We start from the raw sequence: 23,095 nt of genomic DNA on the forward strand, positions 1-23,095 counted from the left end.
ACCAAATAAAAAATGAAGCATATCAAAAATCATATTCATTTATTTTACACATTCACTTATATACTAGTTCTGTTTCCTTTATTAGGGAGTTCGCAAGTTATTTCAAAAGAACCAGAAGATTTGTTTGTTGTTGGAAGTGAATCCATTCATTTTAAATCTGAAATTAACCATAGTGAGTATACACTATATATTAATCTTCCAGAGAGTTATGGCAAGGATCGAACACAAACGTATCCGGTTTTTTATGTCTTGGACGGCTATCGTATATTTGGTACTACAACGCATATTTACAATGGAGTTTGGGATGATGGTTTTACTCCAGAAATAATTATTGTTGGAATTACAAATAGCGGCTCAAAAGAAAACCCAACATTACATAGAACAAGGGATTTGACACCTACCACAATAGATCGAATAGTTACTTCTGGGGGCGCCCCAACGTTTTTAAAGGTTTTAAGTGATGAAATAATCCCATTAACAGATCGTCTTTATAGTACAGATAAAACAAATAGAACACTGTTTGGAACGTCATTTGCCGGAATGTTTACTCATTATACATTATTTACACAACCTTCTTTATTTGCTAACTATATCATTCATAATCCTACCTTATGGTGGGACAGAGATTACCTGTATAAACTTGAAGAAACTTTTTTTCAGAATAATAAGAGACTACATTCCAAAGTAATATTTTTGGAAGGCGAGTTTAATGATTTGCCTAAGGCCTCTGCAATGTATGAACAAATAAAAGAACACAACTATAATGATATGACAATAGATTTTCGTTTGGTTCAAAACATGGGACATTTAGGTGGAGAAGCAGAAGCTATTAATCAAGGGATGAGATTTGTTTATAAGCGATTAACTATTAGTTTGCCCGAAGAAAAACTAATCGAATATTGTGGTACTTATAAAGATGGTACTTACATTCGGGAGATTGCTATTAGAGATGGACAATTAACTTTAGTTCGTCCAGGAGAAGTTAAGGGAGCAAACATTCAAGTAATTAACTCTTCTGAGTTTTCGATTTTAGGAAGGTATTTTGATTTTATTTTTAATAGGGATGAAAAAGGTAACGTGATTGGTTTCACTAGTCAGTTAGACACTGACCCTACAAGAACAAGAACAGCAATTAAAATCAAATAAGTATATTTTCAGTTGGAGAATGCTTTTTAATAGAAGATAAATCTTCTATTAAAAAGCATTACTAAATTTGTAGAAAATTAAAGATATTAAATATTAAATCCTGGATTTGTATTAAAAGCATTATTTTGAACACTTCTTGCACGGTTTCTTGCCATATTACGTATAGCACTGGTAGTTCTTGTTCCATCAACCGCAAACCACCATAAATACAATACTTCATACATATTGGATCCTTGATAATCCCAATTTGTATCACAGGAAGCAGCTCTAGGACATCCACTACCTCCATTATGGCTTTTTCCTCCATTGTGCCTTGCTTCGTGTAATAAAGTTCCTGCTCGGGTAACCACATCAAAAGAATAGAAATAAGGGATATATAGTTCTACCCGACTGCCATAAGCCCAACCTGCCCATTGCCCTGGAGTAGATCCTGGTTTATAACATAGTGCTTGTAATCTTCCAGTATTGTTAGCAGTGTATGGATAGGCCCAACGTAGTGCATTTCCACTATAATCCCCGGTATTGGTAGCATAATCCTCAGCAGAATAGGTGAGTAGGTATAATGCTGCAAAAGTCCTTGCCAAAGGCAAATCTAAGTTACAAGGATCATAATATCCAAATCCGCTATCCCAGTCTTGTCTTCTCATATCAAAAACTCCCCACCAATGATCTACACGTGCCTGATTACATAGTCCAGAAGCGTAGACAGAAGTGCCATCTGCTACATTATCATGCGGAGGAACTGTGCAGGTTTGTTGTGCCTGAGTTGTGAGTGTGGTCATTACTAATAATAGTATGAAAATTACAGTTGTGTTTTTATATAATTGAATATTTTTCATGATTATCTAATTTTTGGTGAGTCTTCCGTTTCATTAATTTTAATGTCAAATTCCTTAGGCATTTCAGGATGTTCTACTTTCCTGATATCGGTACTTCTTGTGGTGATATACCAATGCTCTTGTTGTGGAAGTCTTTCGTACAATTCTTTCATTTTCTCTTCAACATTTCCAAAAGGAGTTTGTAAATAGCTACGTGTTGCTATCTGACGTACAGATAAATCTTCATGATCGATTAAACGCATCAGCATTTTTTCAGCCTCTTCGTTTTTTTGTATTGCTAATATTCCAATACCTTCAACAGCAGTAAGGCGAATAATGATTTCATCCGTTCGAGTATCTATCTCAGGATTTTCAGGTTCTGTATCCCTTGGTATACTTAAAGAAGCGATTTCATACAAATACTTCAAGGATTCGTCTGATCGTAATTCTTTTAAGGCTTCAATGATCATCGTACGATATAAATAGTACTGAGTAGGAATTTTTTGATATACTCCAGCAAGTGATTCTGCGATATTCTTTTCTTTTCTAAGTAAGTATAGTGATCGCTGATAGTTTTCTTCTGCATCCTTACCAAATGCCATAGAAAGTTTAAGGTGTTCCTGAATAAGGTTTCCTGATGGAAATCCTGCAAAAAGGCCATCTAGTGAAAGGCTTGAAGATTCATCAAATGTTAATACTGAAGAAGCTGAACTTGCTTTTTCTGATGATTCATCTGTTTTAGTAACGTCGATGGATTTATCCAAATTATCATTTTCACAGCCTTGTATTGTTACTACAAATACTACTAATAGTAACAATACTAATAATGGTTTTAAAGAGTGTTTCATAATATTAAATGATTAGTTAATAATATTGTTCGAAGCAAAAGTAGTAAGGTGGCGGTGTCGTTGTAAGAGTTAATCAACTACAAAACGCTGGGGTTTAACTCCTTTTTTAAACCCCAGTATTCAACGGTTTTTGGATAGTGCTATTTATATGATTCTATGGAGAAGAGAGGCATGGTTATCTATTTAATAATAAATTTTATTATTTTGTAATTGATGAAGAATGAAACCCAACTTGAACGCTATAAAAAACTGACAACTTATATTGATAAAAACTTTAAAGAGGATATCGATATTAAGAAAATAGAAGATGTATGTCATTACTCTTATAGAAATATCAATCGTATTTTTTTAGCCCTGCATAACGAAACAATTGGTAAATACATAAAACGAATACGCCTTGAAAAAGCAGCTCAATATTTAAAATATTCTGATTCGAAAGTAGCAAATATTGCTTTTGAGGTAGGCTTTGAAAATGCTCCTGCTTTTAATAAAGCTTTTAAAAGTAAATTTAATTGTTCTCCAAGAGGTTTTCGAAATAGTATTGAAGCAAATCGTAAGATTATTAAAACTGTTTATGATCGTAAGGAATCGCTTTTAGATTTTAGTATTGAATTTCTTCCGGATTTTGAAATGTTGTATTTAGAGTATCGAGGTGTTTTTAGTGACACAAGAGCAGTAGAAAGTACATGGGGAAATCTTATAAGTCACTATGAAAAAGAACATTTGATAACATCAAAGACTGTTTTTTTAGCAGAGCTTTTAGATGACAATGAAATTAGCGATAGTATACATTTTCGTTATAATTGTGCAGTAAGACTGGATGAACCTTTAAGCGATCGACCAGAGAAGCTTTTTAAAATTAAGAAACATAAACGTCAAAAGTATGCTAAATTTAGGCACTTTGGGAGTTATGAGAATAGCCAGGAAACCTACAATAAAATCTATGCATTTTGGCTAACTGAGGTGCAGCTTGAGTTTAAAGATGCGCCTTCTATTGAAATATATCCTAATTTTAATAATCCGGTTCCGGAAGATCAACAAATAATCGAAATTTATATTCCTATCGAGTAAATTGTCCAAAACGGATAATTTCTTCAAACTCTTCAATTATAGTTTTGTTACTGTAACTAATTGATAAATCGATTAAACAATAACAAGATGAAAAAAAGTATAATAATTGTAGCTATAGTTTTTTTATTAACGCTCATAATAATAATAATAATATCATACTACTATTACGTACAATATCAAAAGATTAGTAATTCACATTTTGATGATAGTGCACAACCTGCAGTAGAACTAAAAGAATTAGATATTCTTGCTGGATATTGGGAAGGAGCTGGAGAGGTATTTGAGAACCCTAATACTGAAGCCACACAATGGACTTCTAAAGTGCATAACAAAAAAGTATTTGGGAATCATTATTTACAAACTATAGAACATAAGAGTATTGATAACAAAGTTCAATTATCAACATTCGCTTTTATAAGCTGGGATTGGGGAGATCATCAATACAAGAAAATGTTTGTGAACAATGCAAGCAACGGAAGCAAGTTTGAAACAATGTATTTTCTTGATGACAAAAGTTTTCTAGAGCAATATTCAAGAATAGATGAAAATGGACGTGTAATAATTGATCAAGTTATTACTAAACCAAGTGATAATAATTATACCGTTATTATTAAACGTTCAATCAACGGAAGTCCGGCTTTTATATACTCAAAAGGAACTTATACACGAACAAATCAGCCCAATATGCCTCAAGATCTTGAAAGTATTAAGGATATTAATTCTTTAATTCCGCTTGCAGAAGGCTCAAAATGGCTCGCCAATATGATGGGAGGAAAATACAAAGCAAAAGCAAAAGTTGAGTCCTATAATTTTAATGTAAATGAAACTTCAACCCCAGTTCTTGGTGGTAATGCCGTTGTAACGGATTATTTTTTTGAAGGAGATGATGATTTTACTGGATATAATGTAATGACTTGGAATGAAGAAAAACAACGCATTACTGGGTTTATGTTAGACAATAGAGGAATCGCTGTCGAATTTGAAGGTGTTCCAAATACCAGTAGGACAAAAGTTATAATTGTTTTAAAAACCATATTAAGAAATACGGCTGAAGTTGAAAGATGGATTTGGGATGTTGATGAAGAAAAAGGAATGGTAAAATCAATGTCTCATGTAATTCATGGAACTAGTGACCCCGTAAAAAAAATCACTTTTACTTTTAAAAAAATAGTTGATTTTAAAAATGTTAAATAATATCCAGGTCAATTTATCAGATTGTCCAAAACGGATAATTTTTTGAGCTTCCTCCATTGTAATTTTGGAATAGTATTAATGATAATCTATTAAAAAACGATAAGAAATGAATAATAGTAAAAACAATTTTTTAAAGGGATGTATGATGATTTGTTTACTTACCTTATTTACTGCCTGTGCACAAGAAAAAATAGAGGTACAAGAAGATCTAAATTTTAATCCACCTAAAAACCTTCAAATAAAAAGAACATATGCAATGTCTGCTGATGGTGTAAAAACAGGACAAATGGAAGCTATTCGTAAAGTTGATATAACAAAAAGCTCTCTGTTAATAAAAGACGTAGCTCAAAGTTTACTAAGTTTCTATGAACCATTAGATACCAAATCTGAAGAAACATTTTGGTTAGGTCAAAAAGGCGTAGAGGAGTATCAAGGCAAATTTACGAATGTAAAGAACGGAGAAACTTTTGATAATCGATTTATGCTAAAAGGTAAAACATTACACTTTGAATCTAAATCATCAACAGAATCAAAAACTTATAAGCAAAAGTTTATCAAAGGTAAAGATTACCATACCGCCACAATTTATATAGACCCTACGGATAGAGAAATGGAATCAGGGAAGGAATACAAGAGAAGAATGCTGGACGTTTCTTTTGCCAGAACCATGAAACTAACAGAAAAATTCCTTCGTAAGGATACATTTACCCTGGGAGAACATACATTTGAGTGCCATGTGATATATATCGATTATGGTCATTTACACGGCGAGGTCTGGTTAGCTCAGGATGAATTAGGGTGGTTTTTGATCTATGAAAAAGCTACAGCCACAGAAGGATCTTTTGAACTAGTTATGGATGGATATGAAAAAACTAAAATTAAGGTTGAAGATTAAACGATACAATGAATAAGAAACAAAAGATCTGGATATTATTTACTGTTGTAATGCTATTTTTTTTGGGAGGTATGGTATACTTGCTGATAAATAAAATTGAAAACATTTTTGTTTGGATAGGATATATAACGCTATGGTCCTGGGTAGAGCATGAAATTGCAAAGCCTTTAAGGCTACAATCAAAAACCTGGTTACTTATTTTGACCTTAATTATAATGGTGGATGTAGTCGTAATTTGGTTAGTAAGTTAATGGCCTCATAAAAGCTGATATGACTATGGCACAAGCTCTAACAATTCCTCTACCCAAGGAATTGTTAGAGTAACTAAAGGGAGTAAAAAAATAGGACTTCAGATAGGAATAAATTAATCAATCGCAATAATATTTCTCTTAAATAATATGGTAGAAACCAACGTCATTCCTAAACCAATGGCTAATAGAATTCCCATTTTAGGAAGAATAGTTAATAACGGTAATTGCCTCCAAAAAATATCAAAGAAACCTTCAATTCCCCAATAATTCACACTAACTACAGCAAGATTTTGCATGAATGCCGGCATCATACTAATAGGGATCATACTTCCTCCAATTCCCGACATTAGAATGATAATAATCGTGCTCATTCCTTGTAATTGTTGGCGCGTTTTTACCGTGGATACTAATAGAACTCCAAAACTAGAAACCGCAAACGAGATACATACAATCAATAATATCAATGAGAAAATATCCATAAAAATAGGTAAACCAAAGGCTAGCCAGGCAAAAACAAACATAGTCGTTAATTGTAGAATAGAAACCACCATTGCTGTTCCCATTTTTGCTAATAAAATGTCTAATGGTTTTACAGGAGCAATTAACAAACGTTTTAAAGTTCCTGCCTCTTTTTCATCTAACAGTCCTCCACCAATAGCAGCTATACTAAACAATAACATCATAATTGCTGTTCCTCCAACGGCCTGTACCAGCCCAGGATGTGCTTTGGTAGAACTTTCTTTGATTAACGAAGTGGTTTTAAGCTTTACATTGTTAATCACATCTGCTTTTCCTAAATGATGTTTGAATCCTTCTTTTAGAACTGTATGTACAATTCGCATCTGTAAATCTCTTGCCGCGTCATATTTTAATTCGATAGGCAAATCTGTATCAGTAGCCACAGCATCAGAAAATCCTTTTTCAAAAATTAAAGCAGCTACATTTTTTCCTTTTCTTACAAGATCTAAAGCTTTCCCTTCTTCAGAAGCAATCAAACGAATGGTTTGCATGGCATTCAGTTTTGTAATCAATTCTTGAGAAGTTGTTGTAGAATCTTTATCCACTACTAATACTCCTAAAGGTTTTGGAGCGCTTTTCTTTTTTGCTACACCACCAAATGCAAATGCAAATAGTGTAATCATAATAATAGGCAATAGAAAGGTAACTAAGACTCCTTTTTTGTCTGAGAAAAACAATTTAAGGTCTTTTTTTAAAACAGTAAGTATCATGATGATTGATTTTGTAATTGATAGATGTATTGAAGGTTAATCTCTAAGTTGTTTTCCGGTCAGGTTTAAAAAAATCGCCTCCAGGTTTATTTTGTTCAGTTGTATGTCTTTGATACTTAATTGTAATTCATTACACGCAGTAATCACTGCAGAAAGCTCTTGCACTGTAATTTCTACTAGCAACTCGTTTTTGTTTTGAGTCATGGTATATGGGAGCAAGGTTCTTAGTTGATTTACATTGTTTTCAGAAAGGAAACTAAATTCGAATAGAATACTTTCTTTAGTCTGCACTAATTCTTTTAATTGGGATTGTGTTCCTTGTGCGATGATTTTTCCTGAGTCAATAATTGCAATACGATCACATAAACGCTCTACTTCTTCCATATAATGCGTGGTATAGACAATGGTCATCCCTTGTTTATTCAAGGTTTCGATAACTTCAAAAATGTGATTTCTACTTTGTGGATCGATTCCTACGGTTGGTTCGTCCATAAACAATACTTTTGGATTATGTAACAATGCCGCAGCAATATTGATTCTACGTTTCATTCCTCCAGAATAGGTTTTGATTAAATCGTTCTTCCGATCTAACAATCCAATCAATTCAAGAGTGGTATGGATTCTTTCTTTTAATATGATAGAAGGAATTCCGTATAAATTTCCCCAAAACAACAAGTTTTTATACGCAGAAAGATCTTCATATAGCGATATTTCTTGAGGTACGACACCAATCAAATGTTTACATTCTTTAGCACTTTCATTACTATTTTTACCATTAATGTGAATACTTCCAGCATCACTTTTTAAAATAGTACTCATCATATTAAGTGTAGTAGATTTTCCGGCGCCATTGGGACCTAAGAACCCAAAGATTTCTCCCTTTTTAATGGTAAAACTAATATCGTTTACAGCTTGTATGTTTTGAAAAGATTTGGAAAGGTTTTGTACTTGAATCATAGTTAGTTGTTCATTAATGATTCAAATGTCGTGAAAGCATGGTTGTTTATATAAATGATTTTACTGAACTGTATAATTTTATGGATGAATTGTGGATTGGCTAAAAATATATGGTGTGAATTGAATAGGTGAGGAGGGTAATGTCATTAAATTAAAATAATTATGTTTTAATTAACGAATAAATATTCGTTTTTATTTATATATTTGCACTGTGAGAGTTAAAGATGAAACTAAACGATTAGCCATTATTGACCATACATTAGCTATCGTTTTTGAAAAAGGTTTTGCCGGAATTAAAATGGCTGATTTGGCCAAACGAATTGGTATTTCAGTATCAACACTCTATGTCTATTATAAAAACAAAGAAGATTTAATAGTCTCCATTGCCACAGAACTTATAGAACAAGGTTCAAAGAGGAGTAGCAAAAGTATTACCAACGATTTACCTTTTAAATTAAAACTTAAAACGATGTGGTTGTACTGGATTGATTTCAGTGTTAATCATAATAAAGAGATGAGTTTTATTATGCAAGTCAAACAATCACCGTATTATGATAAGGTTCCAGAAGGTGTAAAAGAAACCAAAAATAGGTTAGGCAAAGAACTTTTGGAACTCGGTAAAAGTGAGGGGTTAATTAAAAACATTAATAACGAGATACTGGAATCCATTATTGGAGCCGTTTTATTTGAAACTGTAAACTTAATTCTTAATAAGAAACTCGAACTCAATCAAAAGGATACGGATTTGATGTTCTCATTTGTTTGGGACGCCATAAAAAGTTAATTTTTTTTAATTTAAAAAAGAATAAATATTCGATTATAAATATTTAGCAACATGAAAAAAATAGTATTAATTACAGGAGCATCTTCTGGTATAGGGAAAAAAACAGCTAAACTTTTATTAGAAAAAGGGTTTACTGTATATGGTTCTGCACGAAGAACAGAAAAGATGAAAGACATAGAGCAATTGGGAGTAAAATTGTTAGCAATGGATGTTACCAAAGAAGATTCTATGCTTCAAGGTATGCAAACCCTAATAAATCAAGAAGGACGTATTGACATTTTGATAAATAATGCTGGCTATGGTTCCTATGGAGCTTTAGAAGATGTACCAATGGAAGAAGCAAAATATCAATTTGAAGTAAATGTCTTTGGTTTGGCTCGTCTTACACAATTGGCATTACCCCATATGCGTAAACAAAAGGCTGGGAAAATTATAAATATATCTTCTATTGGAGGTCGTTTTGGAGAACCTCATGGGTCATGGTACCATGCCACAAAATTTGCAGTAGAAGGATTGAGTGATTCTATTAGAATGGAACTTAAGCAATTTGGTATTGATGTCGTAGTAATACAGCCCGGCGCTATAAAAACAGAATGGAATAAAATTGCTCGTGAAAACTTGGTTAAAGTGTCTGGTAATACTGCTTATAGTGAATTAGTTCATAAACATTCGCGATTCTTAAAAGAAGCTGATGATAAATTTGGTTCAGAACCGACTGTTATTGCTAATGTTATCACAAAAGCTATTGATGCTAAAAAACCAAAAACAAGATATGTTGCTGGTGGAGGAGCCAAAATATTTACTTTCATGCATAAATTATTGACAGATAAAATGTTAGATAAAGTGCTCTTAGGTCAAATGAATAAAAAATAGTGTATTAGTCAAATATTAAAAATGAAAACTAAACTTTTAAAATATATAAAACGTATGTTAATAGGTATTGGAATCCTCATAGGAATTATAGTAATAGCAACAACTTTGTTTATTAAATTAAGTCCAGAATTTGGAGGAAAAGCAACAAAAGAACAAAAAGCAATCTATGCAACATCTGATAATTATAAGGATGAAAAGTTCGTTAACAAAAATGAAGTGCAATTAGATATGAGTTTTAGAGATATGGGTAAAAGTATTATAGGGTACTTTAAGCCACAACCTAAAACTGTTCCCAAAGAAAATCTATCTGTTAAAAAAATAGATTCTCTTAATATAGTAGAACATAATGGTAAAACACGCTTAATTTGGTTTGGACATTCTACTTTTTTATTACAAATGAATGCTAAAAATATTCTTATTGATCCGATGTTTGGAGAAGTACCAGCGCCTCATCCATTGCTAGGCAGTAAACGATTTAGTAAAGAGTTACCGATTGAAGTTGAAAAATTACCAGAAATAGATGCCGTACTCATCTCACATGATCATTATGACCATTTAGATTATGGTACTATAAAAAAATTAAAAAGTAAAGTAAAAATGTTCTATACTCCTTTAGGTGTTGGTGCACATTTACAAGAATGGGGAATTGCTAAAGAACGTATAGTAGAATTAGACTGGTGGCAAGAGACAACATTTGAAGATTTAATTTTTCGATGTACACCGGCTCAACATTTTTCTGGGAGAGGACTTACTGATAGAACAAAAACACTATGGAGTTCATGGATTATTCAATCTCAAACCGAAAATATTTTCTTTAGTGGAGATAGTGGTTACGCATCTCATTTTAAAGAGATTGGAGAAAAATATGGCCCTTTTGATTTTGCAATGATAGAATGTGGTCAATACAATGAAATGTGGCCAGACATACACATGTTTCCAGAAGAAACTGCACAAGCAGGATTAGATGTAAAAGCAAAAACTGTAATGCCTATACATTGGGGAGCATTTAAATTAGCAATGCACACCTGGACTGACCCAGTAAAACGTGTTACAGAAAAAGCAAAAGAACTAAATATAGATATAATAACACCACAAATTGGAACATCAATTTTATTAGAAGATTTAATAACTAGTTCTTCATCTTGGTGGAAGAGCTAAAAGCATAATGATGTAATAAATCTTTATTAGCTAAACGCAAGGTATACTAATTGTCCCAATGAAGCAATTAGTATATTTGCGTGATAATAATATTGCTGAACAATGATAGTAGTTTAGAAATAAACAAAGTTTTATACATCCGTTATTCTTAATCTTTAAAACTATTTGAGCACCTAAAAAATTGATCATCAAATAATTTGTAAAGCGGTATTGCAACATGCTTTTCTTTATAATGTTTCAATTCCTGGATACTGTTAAAACCCGCAGCAGTATATATTTTTTCAGCATGTTTAAAATACATAGAAACAGGGAAAACATCTTTATATATTAGTATTCTGGAGTCTTTTATATTAATATCTACTTGAGTAAAAACTACAATAACTATCTCTGGTTTGTTTTGATATTCTTTAATAGCTTGATTACAAATTTTTAATACATCCTTCTTTCCTCCGGAATGAACAATTAAAACATAAGGTTTATCAAGAAAAGGAATAGAAGAAATGTTATTATTTTGCAATAAGATATTTTCAGTTTTTTTGGAATTATTTTCTATCCAAATCATATGCTCGGGATACATTACTTCTAAAACTATTGTTTTTGAAAATTTAATTGAGGCCTTAACTAGAATGGAATCCAGATAGTTTTGCCATTTCAATAATCTAGAAATATAAACATATTCAAGTTTAGGAAATGTTTTATAAACAGTATTGAGTTCACCTTTTATACCAAACGGAAAAGTATCGACATAAAAGGTTGTTATATTGTGGTATTTAATAGTGTTTTTTATTGTTTTTGACCAATTACCTACAGTTTCGTTCCATGAAATTTTAACGAAAGTATAAACCTCAAAATACTTAGTAAAAGCAGATGGAGTAATAATAAGTACATCACTATTTGGAATTTCTAGAGTTTTTATAAGTTTATTAATACGTGTTAAATGGCCGAGGCCACCTCCCTGAGCATAGAAAACATGCATTAAAAACCTTTTAGAACTAATTCATCCATAATAATTTTTTTTTGGTCATCAGGAATTTCAGAAATATTATTAACCAAAAGGCTAGGAGAGTATTTTCCTTTTATTTCTTTTGATTTTGTTTCATGTGTAGTCGTTATGGTTTGTGTTTTTGATGCTACATCGTATGTTAATCTTGCCAATTTAGTGTCTTCTTTTACTAATTTAGCTTCACTACTATTTATTAACTTAATCTCATAAGGATTCAAATTTTCTTCATTATCACTAATTTTAATCTTATTATCATACAACTTTATTTTCCATAAAAGTTTAGATGACGCTGTTCTCAATTTAAAACCATCAGATTTATATTTTACTTCAAAAACAACATTATTATTGGCATTATAATATTTTTTTTTGTCTGCCTTAGTCATTTTAGATGTATAAATTACATCACGATTCTCAGAATTTGAAGTACTCGGATTTGCCGTGTTTTTTTCTGATTGTTTACAAGCTGTAATCATCATTACTAAAAACAACAGACCTACGATTTTCGTATAGAGTTTCATTTTTATCTTTTTATTTTTTTAAATATTTCTAAATAATTTTTGAGTTCTTGGTCTGGAGTAAATTCCTTTTCTAGTTTACTTTTTAAAAGCTTAGTTTTCAATTCTAAATTAGTTTTAGAGATGTTTTCAAAATTTGATAAAGCTATAAGTAGTGATTTTTCAGATAATACATCAAAAATGAAAGCATTATCTTGATCTAATATATCCGGAATACCACCAGCGTTTGATGCTAAAATAGGTATTTCTAATGCTGCAGCTTCAAAAATGACGTTAGGCATTCCATCGTAAATTGAAGGAATTGCAATTAAATCACAGACTAGGTAATTAGCTATAAGTTCGGTCTGAGATTCTGGAACAACTATCGAATATTCAATATTTTTGGTTATTAAAAGCGTTTCCAGGTGTGGTTCTATCTCGCCTACAATACGCAAATGAACTGTATTTATAAATTGAGATTTTTGTAAACTAGAAATAAAAAAATCAATTCCTTTTTTTTGTTTTAAAAATCCAATTAATCCAATAACGGTTGTTTTTTTATCTAAATTAAGTGCTTCCTTATACTTTACTGCTAACTTATAATCTGATTGTAATATTTTCCACTGTTCTAAATGAATAGAGTTAGGTGTATACCATACACTTGTATTAAGCTGCATATGTTTTATACGTTCTACTTTTTCTTTGGTAACACAAGCTATACCAGATGAATTTTGTAAAGCATATAATAAATCTTGCTTTTTATTAGAAAAAATTGCAGAGTCAAAATCGTTCCCTCTAAAACAAGTTAGTAATGGTTTTTGTAACCAGTTTGCTATTAGTGGCATTCCTTTTAAACATAAATTACTACCAAAGCTTACCAAAATATCGCTTTCCAAAACTGTGGTTTTATTCTTTATAAATGCCCATAGCATATTGAGTGTGTGTGAACTATCTTCAAAAACAGGAATAGATGTATACACACCGTTTATCTGACTTTCAACACTAAATGCTTTGTTTTTATTTGTGAAATGATACACATTAATAGTGTGTTCTTTACGTAAATTAGCGATAATGCGATCACAACTTCTAGACATACCTCCTTTATTTGGTGGGTAATTTTCTGTAAACCAACTTATAACCATCAATTTAAATTAACTATATAAAAATGTATCATCAGAACTTAACATATCTAGGTTCTCATTGGTAGAAGTATCACTCAAACTTTGCATATCTCCTTCTGTCCAGGTGCCAGAAGCACCTCCACCTCCAAAACTTCCACCGCCAAATCCACCATCAAAACCTGATGGTGAAGGTGAAAATTGTGATGGGTTATTAGAACTTACATGAGTATCATCTATATTGCTATCTTCTACGTAATTATCCTGTTTTTTAATACTAAATAAATAGGTTTCCCAATAACAGTCCTCACAAAAATATTTAGATGTTAAAACGTGTGCGTGTGTTCTACAAACATCTTTTTTGCATTTAGTACAAGTATGCTCTTTAATATTCTGACAGTCTAAATTTAAAAACACACCAGATTTTTGTTGACAATTCATAATCGTGTGTTTAGTTTATTAATTTTTGGTTATTTTTTGGAACTAACACCTGCTTATTTATTAAGTGTTTTAACATTTTAATAAAAATTGAGTCATCGTGTTTATTTACATAATTTACTTCTGAAGCGATTATACCCACTTTTTCCTTCAGCTTTACTTTAATTAAGTTATAACCATTTTCATTTTTTACACTTATATCATATCTATCAGTAGAGAAGGTCCTAGAGATAGAATAATCGGATTCTTTTAATTTTAAAATCAACTGATAGAAAAACTTATGTTTATGCTTTGTTTTAGTTTTAGTTTTACCACTTCTTCTACGTTTTGTAGAAGTTACTCTCATTGAGATTTGATAAAGAGATACTATACAAGAACTACCTTCTTTAAATACAAATTGAGAAAAAAAGCGCTCTAATTGATATGGTTTATATGTGGTTCCTGAACCATTTTTAAATCCAATATCTTCTGGTTTCAGTAGATTTTTAACAGCTTCAATTTGCCCTGCATTTAAGCGTAAACTTATTAGGTTTTTGTATACATCTCCTTTAACATAAATGATAAATTTGGCCAATTCACCAAAAGCATTAATAGGAACAAATGCTTTTGGTGAATTCTTTTCTAAAAAAGTTATGACAATTATCGTAATAAATACACTAATAAATGCTACCGCAGTCAAAGCTTCACGATCTGCCATATTTATATAAAAAAGTATTGTTATTAATATAGGAGCTAAGGCTAAGAGATAAAAAAATTTAAATTTCCATCTTTGTTTTAATAATACATGTCTTTTGAAAAACAACAACCAGTATTCACTTGGTCTTTTTGCTTTAAACTGTTTTGTCGTACGAAACTGTTTCCCGTCAAGCTTTAGTGCTTTTCTAATCATTTAGAAGTAGTGCTTTATATGTATTTTTCATTTTATCTTCCTGATAATCCCAAAGGTATTTTTTTTCAATTTCTTTTTTTCCATTTAGCCCTACTTTTTTTAATTGCTTTGGTGATTCTAATAAGATTCTGATTTTCCTACCTAATAATTCTGGTCTGTCCGGAGGTACTAAATACCCCGTCTCATTATCATTTATTAGTTCAGAAACTACTGGGATATCAGAAGCTACAACTGGTGTAGCATATGCCATAGATTCTAAAATCTTAAGTGGGCTACAACCTTGTATAATATTTCTATTACAAGATGAAAGTGGAGCAACCGTAAATAAAGCATTTTTAATCTTTGTGGCAAGTGTACGTTTGTCTAATTCATACAACCAATCAATTTTATGATTTACACCAAAATTTTCAGCTAAATCATGATAAATTAGTGTTCTTTTTTCTGGAACCGAAGCACAAATAAGTAATCTAATATCTAAATCATCGATTTCTTTTAAAGCTTTAAAAAGTATCTTAATCCCTTGCCATTTTTGCAAAGCTCCGAAATACAAAATATAGGGGTTAGAGGGGTTGTTTTTGATTTCTAAAGTATTTAAATCATAATATTTTACACCATTTGGAATCACATTAATTTTTAATGATTCAATTTTAAAATGTTCTTTAATAAACTTCTTAGTTACGTTTGAGGGCGTAATTATCGTATCACATTTAGTAATACAATAATGTTCCAAATTTTTAATCTTTTGTATAACCGATTCACTAATATTTGGGTATCTGCTTGGCAACTCTATATGCGAAAATGCATTAACTTCAAATACAGTTTTACAATTTAAATCTGTTTTTAAAGCAGGAATTCCGCCCCAAATATCTCTAAAATGAATAAGTTTAATTGTTTCACAAAGTGGAATTTGTAAAATATCTAATACGCTTTTTTCAAATCTTTGAGTACGTTCTAAAAAATTAATTACTTTTTCTTTCCAGCGATACACATAGAGATTTCTTTCTTTATCAAATTGAAAAGTTGGCATATCATCATTTCCTAAACAGATAAGTATTCCAGTTTTAAATGTACCTTGTAAGGCTCTTAAACAATGGTTAATATGTGTTGCAGCACCTTTTTGTGAAGGAAATACATCAAATGCTATATATGCATATTCCGGTTTGGTAAACATAATTATAATATATGCGTTAAATATAACATCTATTAGTCATCCATCTAATACATTTTTTAATTTATAAGTAAGTTTCTTACTTGTTTTCGTAGTGCATACGATATGCAAAAAAAGCTAGTATTAAAATTATAAATAAGTATTCTTATTTTTTAGTTATTTCTATTAATGTACCATATGGCGCTCCTCCCGTATCCTTATTTAAATCAAACAGTTTTTTAAATGACTTGCCGTTATTACTAATTGAGAAAATAACCCCTAAATTATGCTTACCTCCAAATCGAGTCATCCCATATAAAGTATGATTACTTTCATATAAATTTCCTTCGGGGAATCTTCCATTAGTTTTATCAAAATCATGCACTTTGGTATAACTATTATCATTCGGATTTATATAGAAAATTTCTCCCGCATTATACTTTCCTCTAGAAGCAGTCATTCCCCATAGTTTTCCATTACTCTCAATCAAGTCTCCTAAAGCAGGATACATAAAATGATGAACTATTTTAAAACTAGAACCATCAAGATTTATTTTAAAAATACCTCCTTCATTGTGTTTGCCACCACGGGTACACATACTCCAGAATGTATTGTTTTTATATATTAAACCACTTTCGGGTTCGATAATACTGGAATTCTTAAAGTCATATATTTTTTTAAAATTAGAACCATCAGTATTTATATTAAAAATGGTTCCTTTATTTTCAGTTCCGCCCCTAGATGTTATACCCCATAATTTATCTTCATACAAAAACAAACTATTACGAGGGTGAGTACCATCTATTTTTTTTAAATCATATAATTTTTTAAAATTTGTTCCATCCTGGTGAATTCTAAAAATGATTCCGGAATTATGTGTTCCACCCATTAAAGTCATACCAAAAAGATGATCCTTAAAGACTATGAGCTCTCCTAAAGGTATACTCCCATTTAGTCCATTAAACTCACTCACTATTTTGTAACCTGAACCATTTGTATCTATCATAAAAATAGCACCATGAATCTTTGCTTTTAAGTTAGGAGAATCACCTTGTGTCATACCCCATATTTTTTTATTGCACAATGTTAAACTGGAAACAGGATATCCTGTTTCCCCATCAAAATCGTGTACTTTGTTAAAAGTATTTCCTTGTTTATCAATATAAAAAATGGTTCCGTATCCATATTTTCCTTCTGTAGATGTTACACCCCACAATTTAGATTCTTGAGCAATTAAAATGTTACTAAAATTCAATATAGAAAATATTAGTAAACACCTTGTTTTTTGATTCAATACCAACATATATTGTTTATTTAATATAAGATCCACATTCTTAATCATATGATATAGATGTTTGATAGCTAAGTTAGGTTTTAAAAAAAAGTCTTTTTGATAAATTAATGTCAAATGGACATATTTGAAGTTAAAGTACACTTGTGTGTTAGTAAAGTTTTAGAAGGTAAGATTGAAAAAACACACAATACCTCAAGAATAACTATATGAACCTATCAAGCTTATTATTAACGACTTGGTTAGATACAGAAAAGAACCAATCATTTCAAGAAATAATTAATTGTATAATATTACTATCTTTTATAAAGTGAATAATTTTAATTGAATGCTTTATAGTTTTGTAAAAGTTTTACAAAATTATCTATTAACAGAACTCCAATAACACCTAAAGAGAATAGACATACTATACTTGTGATTTCGTAAGAAACACTCGTGGAATCACTTTTAAAAAGAAACCATAAAACAAGTGACATACATAATATCAAACCTCCTATAAAACAAGCGAGAGCACGTCTTATAAAAGTTCTCACTCTAGATCTATAGTTTTTCTCCAGAACGATTTTTGACATTAGATCTTCTTCAAAGTTTGGACTATCTAATGTAAACCTCCCTTCTTCAAGAAAGCTTTTTAGCTTATTAAAATCTTCATCATTTTTATCTTTCATGAATCTTTATTTAACAGTTTTTGTAGGTTCTTTCTAGCACGATGTAATAGTACTTTTATGTTAGATATTGACCATCCAGTAATGTTGGCAATTTCAGTAATTTTCTTTTCTTCCAAATAAAATAAATTTAAAACCAGTGCTTCTTTTGGGTTTAAGGAATGCATAAACTTTTGCACTAATATCCATTTTTGGTTTTCTTTATTTTCATCTGAAGTTAATCTAACTGTTTCCTCATTGATCTCAGTAAATTCAATTTTATTTTTTCTTAAATACATAAAAGCTTCGTTTACTACAATTCTATAAAACCAAGATGAAAATTTGGCATCTTTCTTAAAAGATCGTAAACCTTTGAAAGCCTTAATGAATGATTCTTGAACTACATCTTCTGCATTACTGGTATTTTTTACAATTGACATCGCTAAGTTATAAGCAATACTCTTGTATTGTCTTACAAAATACCTGAAGGCCTGCTTATCTCCGTTGAGGACTTTATCAATATAATAATCATCCACTATGTTATTTTTTGGTATTTCTTTTATTTATAAAGTGGTTGATCATAAATGATACACCTAAACAAATACCAATGATAAAAGTTATATAAAACCCTTTTGCTTTATCAGGTTCATCATCTTGGAAAAAAATGTAAATCCCAATTAAAAGAAAGGCAAAGCTCATACCCAGAGTTACTACAGAAACCTTTAACCAAGGAAATATAAATTTGAACCTGTTTTGCTTCTGTAAACGAAAAATGTCGTCTAATTTTTCACCGCGATCTATTAACTCCATTCGTTCTTTGTTTCTGGCTTGCAGGTAAAAATACCACGCAAAAAATAATGCTGTAATAGCAGTTACCGAAATAATACACGCTATAATTAGTGAAGTCATAATTTTAGGATTTTATTTGTTGTTTATTTTTTTTGCTTTCATTATTCCTTTTTTTGTTTGCATCTCAATACCTATTACAATGCCTTTATCATTGACAAGAAATTCAAGTTTTGAATTGTCCCTGGTAATCAAAAATTTATGGAGGTTATACGGTAAAATTTCGATTTTATCTCCTTGAGCAAGGCCAAACATTTTGTGTCCCTCTCTTATAATAGAAAGTACAAATTCAGGCGCAAATTGATATTCGCCAATATACACATCCATTTGCTTGTGCGTTAAGGAAATGGTTTTCATATTTGGATTTACCTTTTCCTTTACAGGTTGATGATCATAACTAAATACTTTAGCAATGACCCAGTTTTGATTCTGTTTTTTCCAAAGGTGCATAAATTTTGCTTGCGTAATTGATATTTTGCTATCTCCACTTGTTTCAATAAATTGATGTATTCCAGTCTCCATCGCACCCATCCCTGGAATCTCATAGACTTCTAAAGTATTTTTTATAAGCTTTCTTGTTATTGAATATGATGCATTCTTTTTTTTCTCAACTATTTTTTTAAAGCTTTCTACAATTCTTTTTTTAGAATCGATTAACCCATTTTTATCATGATAAAACTCTATGTCATCACTTATTAAAGACTTATAGCTATCTACTTCTAAATTGTTATACGCAGAAAATAATAAGGAGTCCATTTTTGAAATCTCCTCAAATAAATTAGTATTTATAGTTTTTGAGTATTTAGTATTCGTTTGAGCTACACCAAAGAAACAGGTTAATGATATTGCATAAATAATTCTTGTGCGTAGTATTTTTGATTTGATTAAATTCATCTTTTGATTGTTTTTGTTTTCTATTAAGATGAATCAAAAAATGAAAAGGTTACAAAACCTCTATTTTTTTAATCTGATTTAAGAGACATTCAACTAGAATATATTTTCTTAAAATTATCTTACCCATAAATATTAACCCAAAAAAAGAGAATTAGGATAGTGAAAACGTGTCTATATTTTTTCAAATTATTTTAATTTCTAACAAACATATCGCGTTATTTAAAAGAAATTCTAATTAAAAAACTGTAGTCAAAATGACCTCATAAAGGAAATAGAAAGGGGTTACCCTTCAAAAAAATACTCTTCAAAACTAGAGATGAAATCATGGATGTATTTTTTATTTCTGTTAATGGTCTTTACTACCAAATAATGCTTCCGTTTTAAACCATTTTTACTAATACGCTTAAAAATAATATCTTCTGAAAGTCTAAAAGGTTTTAATTGCCATTTTGGAGCACACATAATACCCATATTAGCATTGATCATTGATAATGTAATCTCGGTAAATGGAATAGCAGAGATCTTTTTAGGGTTTATTTTATTAGGCCTTAGAAAATGCTCATAAACAGCGACACCTTCTAGCGGAAAAGAGTTAATCAATAAGTGTATATTCGAAAAATGATTTGCTTCTAAATAATCTAAACTATTGAGTTCATTCTCTTTATGTATAACAGCAAAAATCTCATCTTCAAACACTTTTATACTTTCCAATTCTTCAGAAGCAGGTTTAGACGTTACAATGGCAATATCTATATCATCAGATAATAGCTGTGATATGGTTTGATGTGTAGCTCCTAAGGTTACGTCTATATTAATTTCTGGATAAAGGATTCCCATTTTTTGAATAAATGATGGAATTGAATGAAAAAACGATTGACATTCAGCACTCAACTTTATAGAACCTTTGGAGCCTTCCTTTATATGTTTTATATTATTAAACCCTTCATCAATAGAGCTAAAGAGTTTATTCGCTAGTTTATATAGTTCAGAGCCCTCTTGGGTTAATTCCCATTTATTTCTTGTTCTATGAAACACTTTAAAACCTAAACGTTCTTCTAATTCGCGTAATTGATGACTTAAAGCTGATTGTGTTAAAAAGAGTCGTTCAGTAGAATTAGCAATACTACCTTCTTCTGCAATTGTTTTTATTAGCCTGAAATATTTGAGTTCCATAATTGTAAAGATAGGATACTTCCATATAGGTTATAGTTGAAATTATTTCAGTTATAATTTTATTTATCTCAATTTCATAACTGTGCAAGCCTAGCTATTAAGCATAATTTTGTTAAAGCTAATTATAATAGGATTATGAAAACAATTGGATTAATAGGAGGGATGAGTTGGGAATCATCAAAGTTATATTATGAATTTCTAAATATCAAAGCAAAAAATATATTAGGAGGTTCTCATTCTGCAAAATGTATTATGATGTCAGTTGATTTTTCAGAGATAAAACGATTAACTTTTAAAGGCGATTGGGATGCTATAGGAGAACTCATGAAACATGCAGCGCAACAACTAGAAAGGGCAGGAGCAGATATTGTTTTACTATGCACTAATACTATACACGTAGTGAGTCATTATATTTCTAAAAATATAAGTATTCCTTTTTTGCATATTGCTGCAACTACTGGTGAATCTATCCAAAAATCAGGGTTGAAAAAAGTAGCTTTATTAGGCACAAAATTCACTATGGAGAAGGATTTTTATACCAAAACGTTGGTAAATGATTTTGGACTTGAAATTTTAATTCCTGATGCAAATGAAAGGCAAGTAGTTCATGATATTATCTATAATGAATTAGTGAAAGGACAATTCACACGTGTTTCAAAACTAAAAATTATTGAGATTATAAAAAAACTACACAACCAAGGAGCACAAGGCGTTATTTTAGGTTGTACAGAATTGCCTATTCTAATTTCAAAATCAGATGTGGATATTCCAATTTTTGATACAGGAAAAATTCATGCATATACCGCAATTGAATGGAGTTTGATAGCTGATACTATAAATTCTAATCTTTAATTATAAAATCATGAAAACAACTATGCATTTATTTATAGCTGGAGTATTCTTCTTTCTCATTACTAGTATTTCTTTTTCACAAAACAAACAATTAAAAGATCATGTACTTTTTTACAGTTCTTTTGACGGGAAACTAGCCGCAGATGTATCCGTTGGTGATGCAATGATTTACACAGCTGAAAACTATAAAAAAACAACTAAAGCTAAAACAGGTTTGAACGATCCTAATGTTGTTTTGGCCAAAAATAAAGGTCTTACAGGTGATGCTCTTCATTTTAAAAAGGCAAAAACGTCTGCTGTTTTTTATAAGGCCTATAAAAATGTGGGATACAGCAATAAATCATGGAGTGGTACCATATCATTCTGGTTACAATTAGATCCCAACAAAGACTTAGCACCAGGTTATTGTGACCCAATATGTATTACAGATGTTAGATATAATGATGCTGCCTTATGGGTAGATTTCACGGATCATGATCCAAGAAAATTTAGATTTGGAGCTTTGGGAGATTTAGATGTTTGGAACCCTGAAAACAAAGACGATAAAGCTAAGTGGGAAAAACGCACCGTTACCGTAAATAAACCTCCATTTAACAAAGGAGAATGGACACACATTGCTATCACTTTTTCAAAAGTAAATACAACAAAATCTGTATTCAGATTATACCTAAATGGTGAACTTAAAGGTGTTATAAAAGATGTTAATGATCCTTTCACATGGGAAGCAGAAAAAGGAAAAATCATGTTAGGTTTAGGTTATATTGGTTTGATGGATGAGCTTACTGTTTTTAATAAACCACTAGATCTTCAAGAAATTAAATTTGTTTTCGAACTAAAAAAAGGCATAAAAACCTTATTACAATAGGGGTTGTATAAAGTGTTTGGTCTAACCAATACTATTTCTTTTAAATTTTTCTCTTCCAAAAACTTCTTTAAAAAATGTTATGACATTCTTTAAAAATCCTGAACGCGTTTTTATTAAAACAATAAACGATGAATATAGGATAGTAGAGTGGAGGCAAAACATGCATGAAATAAAACTTTGATATAAATTAAATTTTAGACTGTAGGCAACGTTTTTG

General features: G+C 30.7%; 26 protein-coding genes. 10 read left to right on the forward strand and 16 right to left on the reverse strand.

The window, feature by feature from the left end; genetic code table 11:
- The first annotated feature begins 12 nt into the window (after positions 1 to 12).
- Positions 13 to 1,146, forward strand: coding sequence for an alpha/beta hydrolase (locus tag U0D62_RS10410; RefSeq protein ID WP_322287216.1), 1,134 nt, complete (start codon positions 13 to 15; stop codon positions 1,144 to 1,146).
- Between the two features lie 86 nt (positions 1,147 to 1,232).
- Here U0D62_RS10410 and U0D62_RS10415 read toward each other — a convergent pair whose 3' ends face one another.
- Positions 1,233 to 1,985: a hypothetical protein gene (locus U0D62_RS10415; protein WP_322287217.1), complete on the reverse strand. Its 753-nt coding sequence runs from the start codon at positions 1,983 to 1,985 to the stop codon at positions 1,233 to 1,235.
- 2 nt (positions 1,986 to 1,987) lie between these two features.
- Positions 1,988 to 2,812 (reverse strand): HEAT repeat domain-containing protein, encoded by an 825-nt coding sequence (locus U0D62_RS10420; protein WP_322287218.1) that lies wholly within the window; start codon positions 2,810 to 2,812, stop codon positions 1,988 to 1,990.
- A gap of 213 nt (positions 2,813 to 3,025) precedes the next feature.
- On the opposite strand from U0D62_RS10420, the gene U0D62_RS10425 reads away from it, so the two are divergent.
- The 4 genes from U0D62_RS10425 to U0D62_RS10440 all read left to right on the forward strand — a co-directional run bounded on the left by U0D62_RS10425 (position 3,026) and on the right by U0D62_RS10440 (position 6,223).
- Positions 3,026 to 3,883, forward strand: coding sequence for an AraC family transcriptional regulator (locus U0D62_RS10425; RefSeq protein ID WP_322287219.1), 858 nt, complete (start codon positions 3,026 to 3,028; stop codon positions 3,881 to 3,883).
- A gap of 87 nt (positions 3,884 to 3,970) precedes the next feature.
- Positions 3,971 to 5,077, forward strand: coding sequence for a DUF1579 family protein (locus U0D62_RS10430; protein WP_322287220.1), 1,107 nt, complete (start codon positions 3,971 to 3,973; stop codon positions 5,075 to 5,077).
- Between the two features lie 106 nt (positions 5,078 to 5,183).
- The gene (locus U0D62_RS10435) at positions 5,184 to 5,972 is read left to right on the forward strand and encodes a hypothetical protein (protein WP_322287221.1); all 789 of its coding nucleotides are present in this window, start codon (positions 5,184 to 5,186) and stop codon (positions 5,970 to 5,972) included.
- An 8-nt stretch (positions 5,973 to 5,980) separates the two neighbouring features.
- Entirely contained in the window at positions 5,981 to 6,223 is a 243-nt protein-coding gene (locus U0D62_RS10440; RefSeq protein ID WP_322287222.1) for a hypothetical protein, read from the forward strand.
- 113 nt (positions 6,224 to 6,336) lie between these two features.
- Here U0D62_RS10440 and U0D62_RS10445 read toward each other — a convergent pair whose 3' ends face one another.
- Positions 6,337 to 7,452 (reverse strand): ABC transporter permease, encoded by a 1,116-nt coding sequence (locus U0D62_RS10445; protein WP_322287223.1) that lies wholly within the window; start codon positions 7,450 to 7,452, stop codon positions 6,337 to 6,339.
- A gap of 36 nt (positions 7,453 to 7,488) precedes the next feature.
- A complete protein-coding gene (locus U0D62_RS10450; RefSeq protein ID WP_322287224.1) occupies positions 7,489 to 8,409 on the reverse strand; it encodes an ABC transporter ATP-binding protein in 921 nt (306 codons plus the stop codon).
- 211 nt (positions 8,410 to 8,620) lie between these two features.
- Here U0D62_RS10450 and U0D62_RS10455 point away from each other — a divergent pair, with 211 nt between their 5' ends.
- From U0D62_RS10455 to U0D62_RS10465, 3 genes are read left to right on the forward strand one after another with little or no spacing between them, the layout of a single operon-like run.
- Positions 8,621 to 9,193 carry a TetR/AcrR family transcriptional regulator gene (locus U0D62_RS10455; RefSeq protein WP_322287225.1) on the forward strand — a complete coding sequence of 191 codons (573 nt, stop codon included), beginning with the start codon at positions 8,621 to 8,623 and terminating at the stop codon, positions 9,191 to 9,193.
- 51 nt (positions 9,194 to 9,244) lie between these two features.
- Positions 9,245 to 10,066, forward strand: coding sequence for an oxidoreductase (locus U0D62_RS10460; protein ID WP_322287226.1), 822 nt, complete (start codon positions 9,245 to 9,247; stop codon positions 10,064 to 10,066).
- A 21-nt stretch (positions 10,067 to 10,087) separates the two neighbouring features.
- Positions 10,088 to 11,224: an MBL fold metallo-hydrolase gene (locus U0D62_RS10465; RefSeq protein ID WP_322287227.1), complete on the forward strand. Its 1,137-nt coding sequence runs from the start codon at positions 10,088 to 10,090 to the stop codon at positions 11,222 to 11,224.
- 148 nt (positions 11,225 to 11,372) lie between these two features.
- Here the strand turns inward: U0D62_RS10465 and U0D62_RS10470 are convergent, their stop codons facing one another.
- From U0D62_RS10470 to U0D62_RS10525, 12 genes are all read right to left on the reverse strand, one after another.
- Positions 11,373 to 12,200, reverse strand: a complete 828-nt coding sequence (locus U0D62_RS10470; protein ID WP_322287228.1) for a hypothetical protein — start codon at positions 12,198 to 12,200, stop codon at positions 11,373 to 11,375.
- A complete protein-coding gene (locus tag U0D62_RS10475; protein WP_322287229.1) occupies positions 12,200 to 12,745 on the reverse strand; it encodes a hypothetical protein in 546 nt (181 codons plus the stop codon). Before U0D62_RS10475 ends, U0D62_RS10470 begins: the two co-directional genes overlap by 1 nt.
- Positions 12,746 to 12,747: 2 nt before the next feature.
- Positions 12,748 to 13,815, reverse strand: coding sequence for a glycosyltransferase (locus U0D62_RS10480; RefSeq protein WP_322287230.1), 1,068 nt, complete (start codon positions 13,813 to 13,815; stop codon positions 12,748 to 12,750).
- A gap of 57 nt (positions 13,816 to 13,872) precedes the next feature.
- Positions 13,873 to 14,280 carry a hypothetical protein gene (locus tag U0D62_RS10485; RefSeq protein ID WP_322287231.1) on the reverse strand — a complete coding sequence of 136 codons (408 nt, stop codon included), beginning with the start codon at positions 14,278 to 14,280 and terminating at the stop codon, positions 13,873 to 13,875.
- A 10-nt stretch (positions 14,281 to 14,290) separates the two neighbouring features.
- Positions 14,291 to 15,166: a hypothetical protein gene (locus U0D62_RS10490; RefSeq protein ID WP_322287232.1), complete on the reverse strand. Its 876-nt coding sequence runs from the start codon at positions 15,164 to 15,166 to the stop codon at positions 14,291 to 14,293.
- Positions 15,159 to 16,337, reverse strand: coding sequence for a glycosyltransferase family 4 protein (locus tag U0D62_RS10495; RefSeq protein ID WP_322287233.1), 1,179 nt, complete (start codon positions 16,335 to 16,337; stop codon positions 15,159 to 15,161). Before U0D62_RS10495 ends, U0D62_RS10490 begins: the two co-directional genes overlap by 8 nt.
- Positions 16,338 to 16,479: 142 nt before the next feature.
- Positions 16,480 to 17,568, reverse strand: coding sequence for a choice-of-anchor tandem repeat GloVer-containing protein (locus U0D62_RS10500; RefSeq protein WP_322287234.1), 1,089 nt, complete (start codon positions 17,566 to 17,568; stop codon positions 16,480 to 16,482).
- Positions 17,569 to 17,924: 356 nt separating this feature from the next.
- On the reverse strand, positions 17,925 to 18,272 hold the full coding sequence (locus U0D62_RS10505; protein ID WP_322287235.1) for an FUSC family protein: 348 nt from the start codon (positions 18,270 to 18,272) through the stop codon (positions 17,925 to 17,927).
- Complete coding sequence (locus U0D62_RS10510; RefSeq protein ID WP_322287236.1) at positions 18,269 to 18,784, reverse strand: RNA polymerase sigma factor; 516 nt, start codon at positions 18,782 to 18,784, stop codon at positions 18,269 to 18,271. The genes U0D62_RS10505 and U0D62_RS10510 overlap by 4 nt, the downstream gene beginning before the upstream one ends.
- A gap of 4 nt (positions 18,785 to 18,788) precedes the next feature.
- Positions 18,789 to 19,157: a DUF6249 domain-containing protein gene (locus tag U0D62_RS10515; RefSeq protein ID WP_322287237.1), complete on the reverse strand. Its 369-nt coding sequence runs from the start codon at positions 19,155 to 19,157 to the stop codon at positions 18,789 to 18,791.
- Between the two features lie 12 nt (positions 19,158 to 19,169).
- Positions 19,170 to 19,988, reverse strand: coding sequence for a nuclear transport factor 2 family protein (locus U0D62_RS10520; RefSeq protein WP_322287238.1), 819 nt, complete (start codon positions 19,986 to 19,988; stop codon positions 19,170 to 19,172).
- 282 nt (positions 19,989 to 20,270) lie between these two features.
- Positions 20,271 to 21,161: a LysR family transcriptional regulator gene (locus U0D62_RS10525; RefSeq protein WP_322287239.1), complete on the reverse strand. Its 891-nt coding sequence runs from the start codon at positions 21,159 to 21,161 to the stop codon at positions 20,271 to 20,273.
- A 135-nt stretch (positions 21,162 to 21,296) separates the two neighbouring features.
- Between U0D62_RS10525 and U0D62_RS10530 the strand changes: the two genes are divergently transcribed.
- Complete coding sequence (locus tag U0D62_RS10530; protein ID WP_322287240.1) at positions 21,297 to 22,013, forward strand: aspartate/glutamate racemase family protein; 717 nt, start codon at positions 21,297 to 21,299, stop codon at positions 22,011 to 22,013.
- A gap of 10 nt (positions 22,014 to 22,023) precedes the next feature.
- Positions 22,024 to 22,878 carry a LamG-like jellyroll fold domain-containing protein gene (locus tag U0D62_RS10535; RefSeq protein WP_322287241.1) on the forward strand — a complete coding sequence of 285 codons (855 nt, stop codon included), beginning with the start codon at positions 22,024 to 22,026 and terminating at the stop codon, positions 22,876 to 22,878.
- Positions 22,879 to 23,095: the final 217 nt, after the last annotated feature.

The sequence above is a fragment of the Aquimarina callyspongiae genome (assembly GCF_034322225.1).
GTDB lineage: Bacteria > Bacteroidota > Bacteroidia > Flavobacteriales > Flavobacteriaceae > Aquimarina.

What these genes read in the sequence shown, in the direction of transcription:
- U0D62_RS10410 (WP_322287216.1), top strand. Translation starts at nt 13, where the DNA reads ATGAAGCATATCAAAAATCATATTCATTTATTTTACACATTCACTTAT.
- U0D62_RS10415 (WP_322287217.1), bottom strand. Translation starts at nt 1,985, where the DNA reads ATGAAAAATATTCAATTATATAAAAACACAACTGTAATTTTCATACTA.
- U0D62_RS10420 (WP_322287218.1), bottom strand. Translation starts at nt 2,812, where the DNA reads ATGAAACACTCTTTAAAACCATTATTAGTATTGTTACTATTAGTAGTA.
- U0D62_RS10425 (WP_322287219.1), top strand. Translation starts at nt 3,026, where the DNA reads ATGAAGAATGAAACCCAACTTGAACGCTATAAAAAACTGACAACTTAT.
- U0D62_RS10430 (WP_322287220.1), top strand. Translation starts at nt 3,971, where the DNA reads ATGAAAAAAAGTATAATAATTGTAGCTATAGTTTTTTTATTAACGCTC.
- U0D62_RS10435 (WP_322287221.1), top strand. Translation starts at nt 5,184, where the DNA reads ATGAATAATAGTAAAAACAATTTTTTAAAGGGATGTATGATGATTTGT.
- U0D62_RS10440 (WP_322287222.1), top strand. Translation starts at nt 5,981, where the DNA reads ATGAATAAGAAACAAAAGATCTGGATATTATTTACTGTTGTAATGCTA.
- U0D62_RS10445 (WP_322287223.1), bottom strand. Translation starts at nt 7,452, where the DNA reads ATGATACTTACTGTTTTAAAAAAAGACCTTAAATTGTTTTTCTCAGAC.
- U0D62_RS10450 (WP_322287224.1), bottom strand. Translation starts at nt 8,409, where the DNA reads ATGATTCAAGTACAAAACCTTTCCAAATCTTTTCAAAACATACAAGCT.
- U0D62_RS10460 (WP_322287226.1), top strand. Translation starts at nt 9,245, where the DNA reads ATGAAAAAAATAGTATTAATTACAGGAGCATCTTCTGGTATAGGGAAA.
- U0D62_RS10465 (WP_322287227.1), top strand. Translation starts at nt 10,088, where the DNA reads ATGAAAACTAAACTTTTAAAATATATAAAACGTATGTTAATAGGTATT.
- U0D62_RS10470 (WP_322287228.1), bottom strand. Translation starts at nt 12,200, where the DNA reads ATGCATGTTTTCTATGCTCAGGGAGGTGGCCTCGGCCATTTAACACGT.
- U0D62_RS10475 (WP_322287229.1), bottom strand. Translation starts at nt 12,745, where the DNA reads ATGAAACTCTATACGAAAATCGTAGGTCTGTTGTTTTTAGTAATGATG.
- U0D62_RS10480 (WP_322287230.1), bottom strand. Translation starts at nt 13,815, where the DNA reads ATGTCTAGAAGTTGTGATCGCATTATCGCTAATTTACGTAAAGAACAC.
- U0D62_RS10485 (WP_322287231.1), bottom strand. Translation starts at nt 14,280, where the DNA reads ATGAATTGTCAACAAAAATCTGGTGTGTTTTTAAATTTAGACTGTCAG.
- U0D62_RS10490 (WP_322287232.1), bottom strand. Translation starts at nt 15,166, where the DNA reads ATGATTAGAAAAGCACTAAAGCTTGACGGGAAACAGTTTCGTACGACA.
- U0D62_RS10495 (WP_322287233.1), bottom strand. Translation starts at nt 16,337, where the DNA reads ATGTTTACCAAACCGGAATATGCATATATAGCATTTGATGTATTTCCT.
- U0D62_RS10505 (WP_322287235.1), bottom strand. Translation starts at nt 18,272, where the DNA reads ATGAAAGATAAAAATGATGAAGATTTTAATAAGCTAAAAAGCTTTCTT.
- U0D62_RS10515 (WP_322287237.1), bottom strand. Translation starts at nt 19,157, where the DNA reads ATGACTTCACTAATTATAGCGTGTATTATTTCGGTAACTGCTATTACA.
- U0D62_RS10520 (WP_322287238.1), bottom strand. Translation starts at nt 19,988, where the DNA reads ATGAATTTAATCAAATCAAAAATACTACGCACAAGAATTATTTATGCA.
- U0D62_RS10525 (WP_322287239.1), bottom strand. Translation starts at nt 21,161, where the DNA reads ATGGAACTCAAATATTTCAGGCTAATAAAAACAATTGCAGAAGAAGGT.
- U0D62_RS10530 (WP_322287240.1), top strand. Translation starts at nt 21,297, where the DNA reads ATGAAAACAATTGGATTAATAGGAGGGATGAGTTGGGAATCATCAAAG.
- U0D62_RS10535 (WP_322287241.1), top strand. Translation starts at nt 22,024, where the DNA reads ATGAAAACAACTATGCATTTATTTATAGCTGGAGTATTCTTCTTTCTC.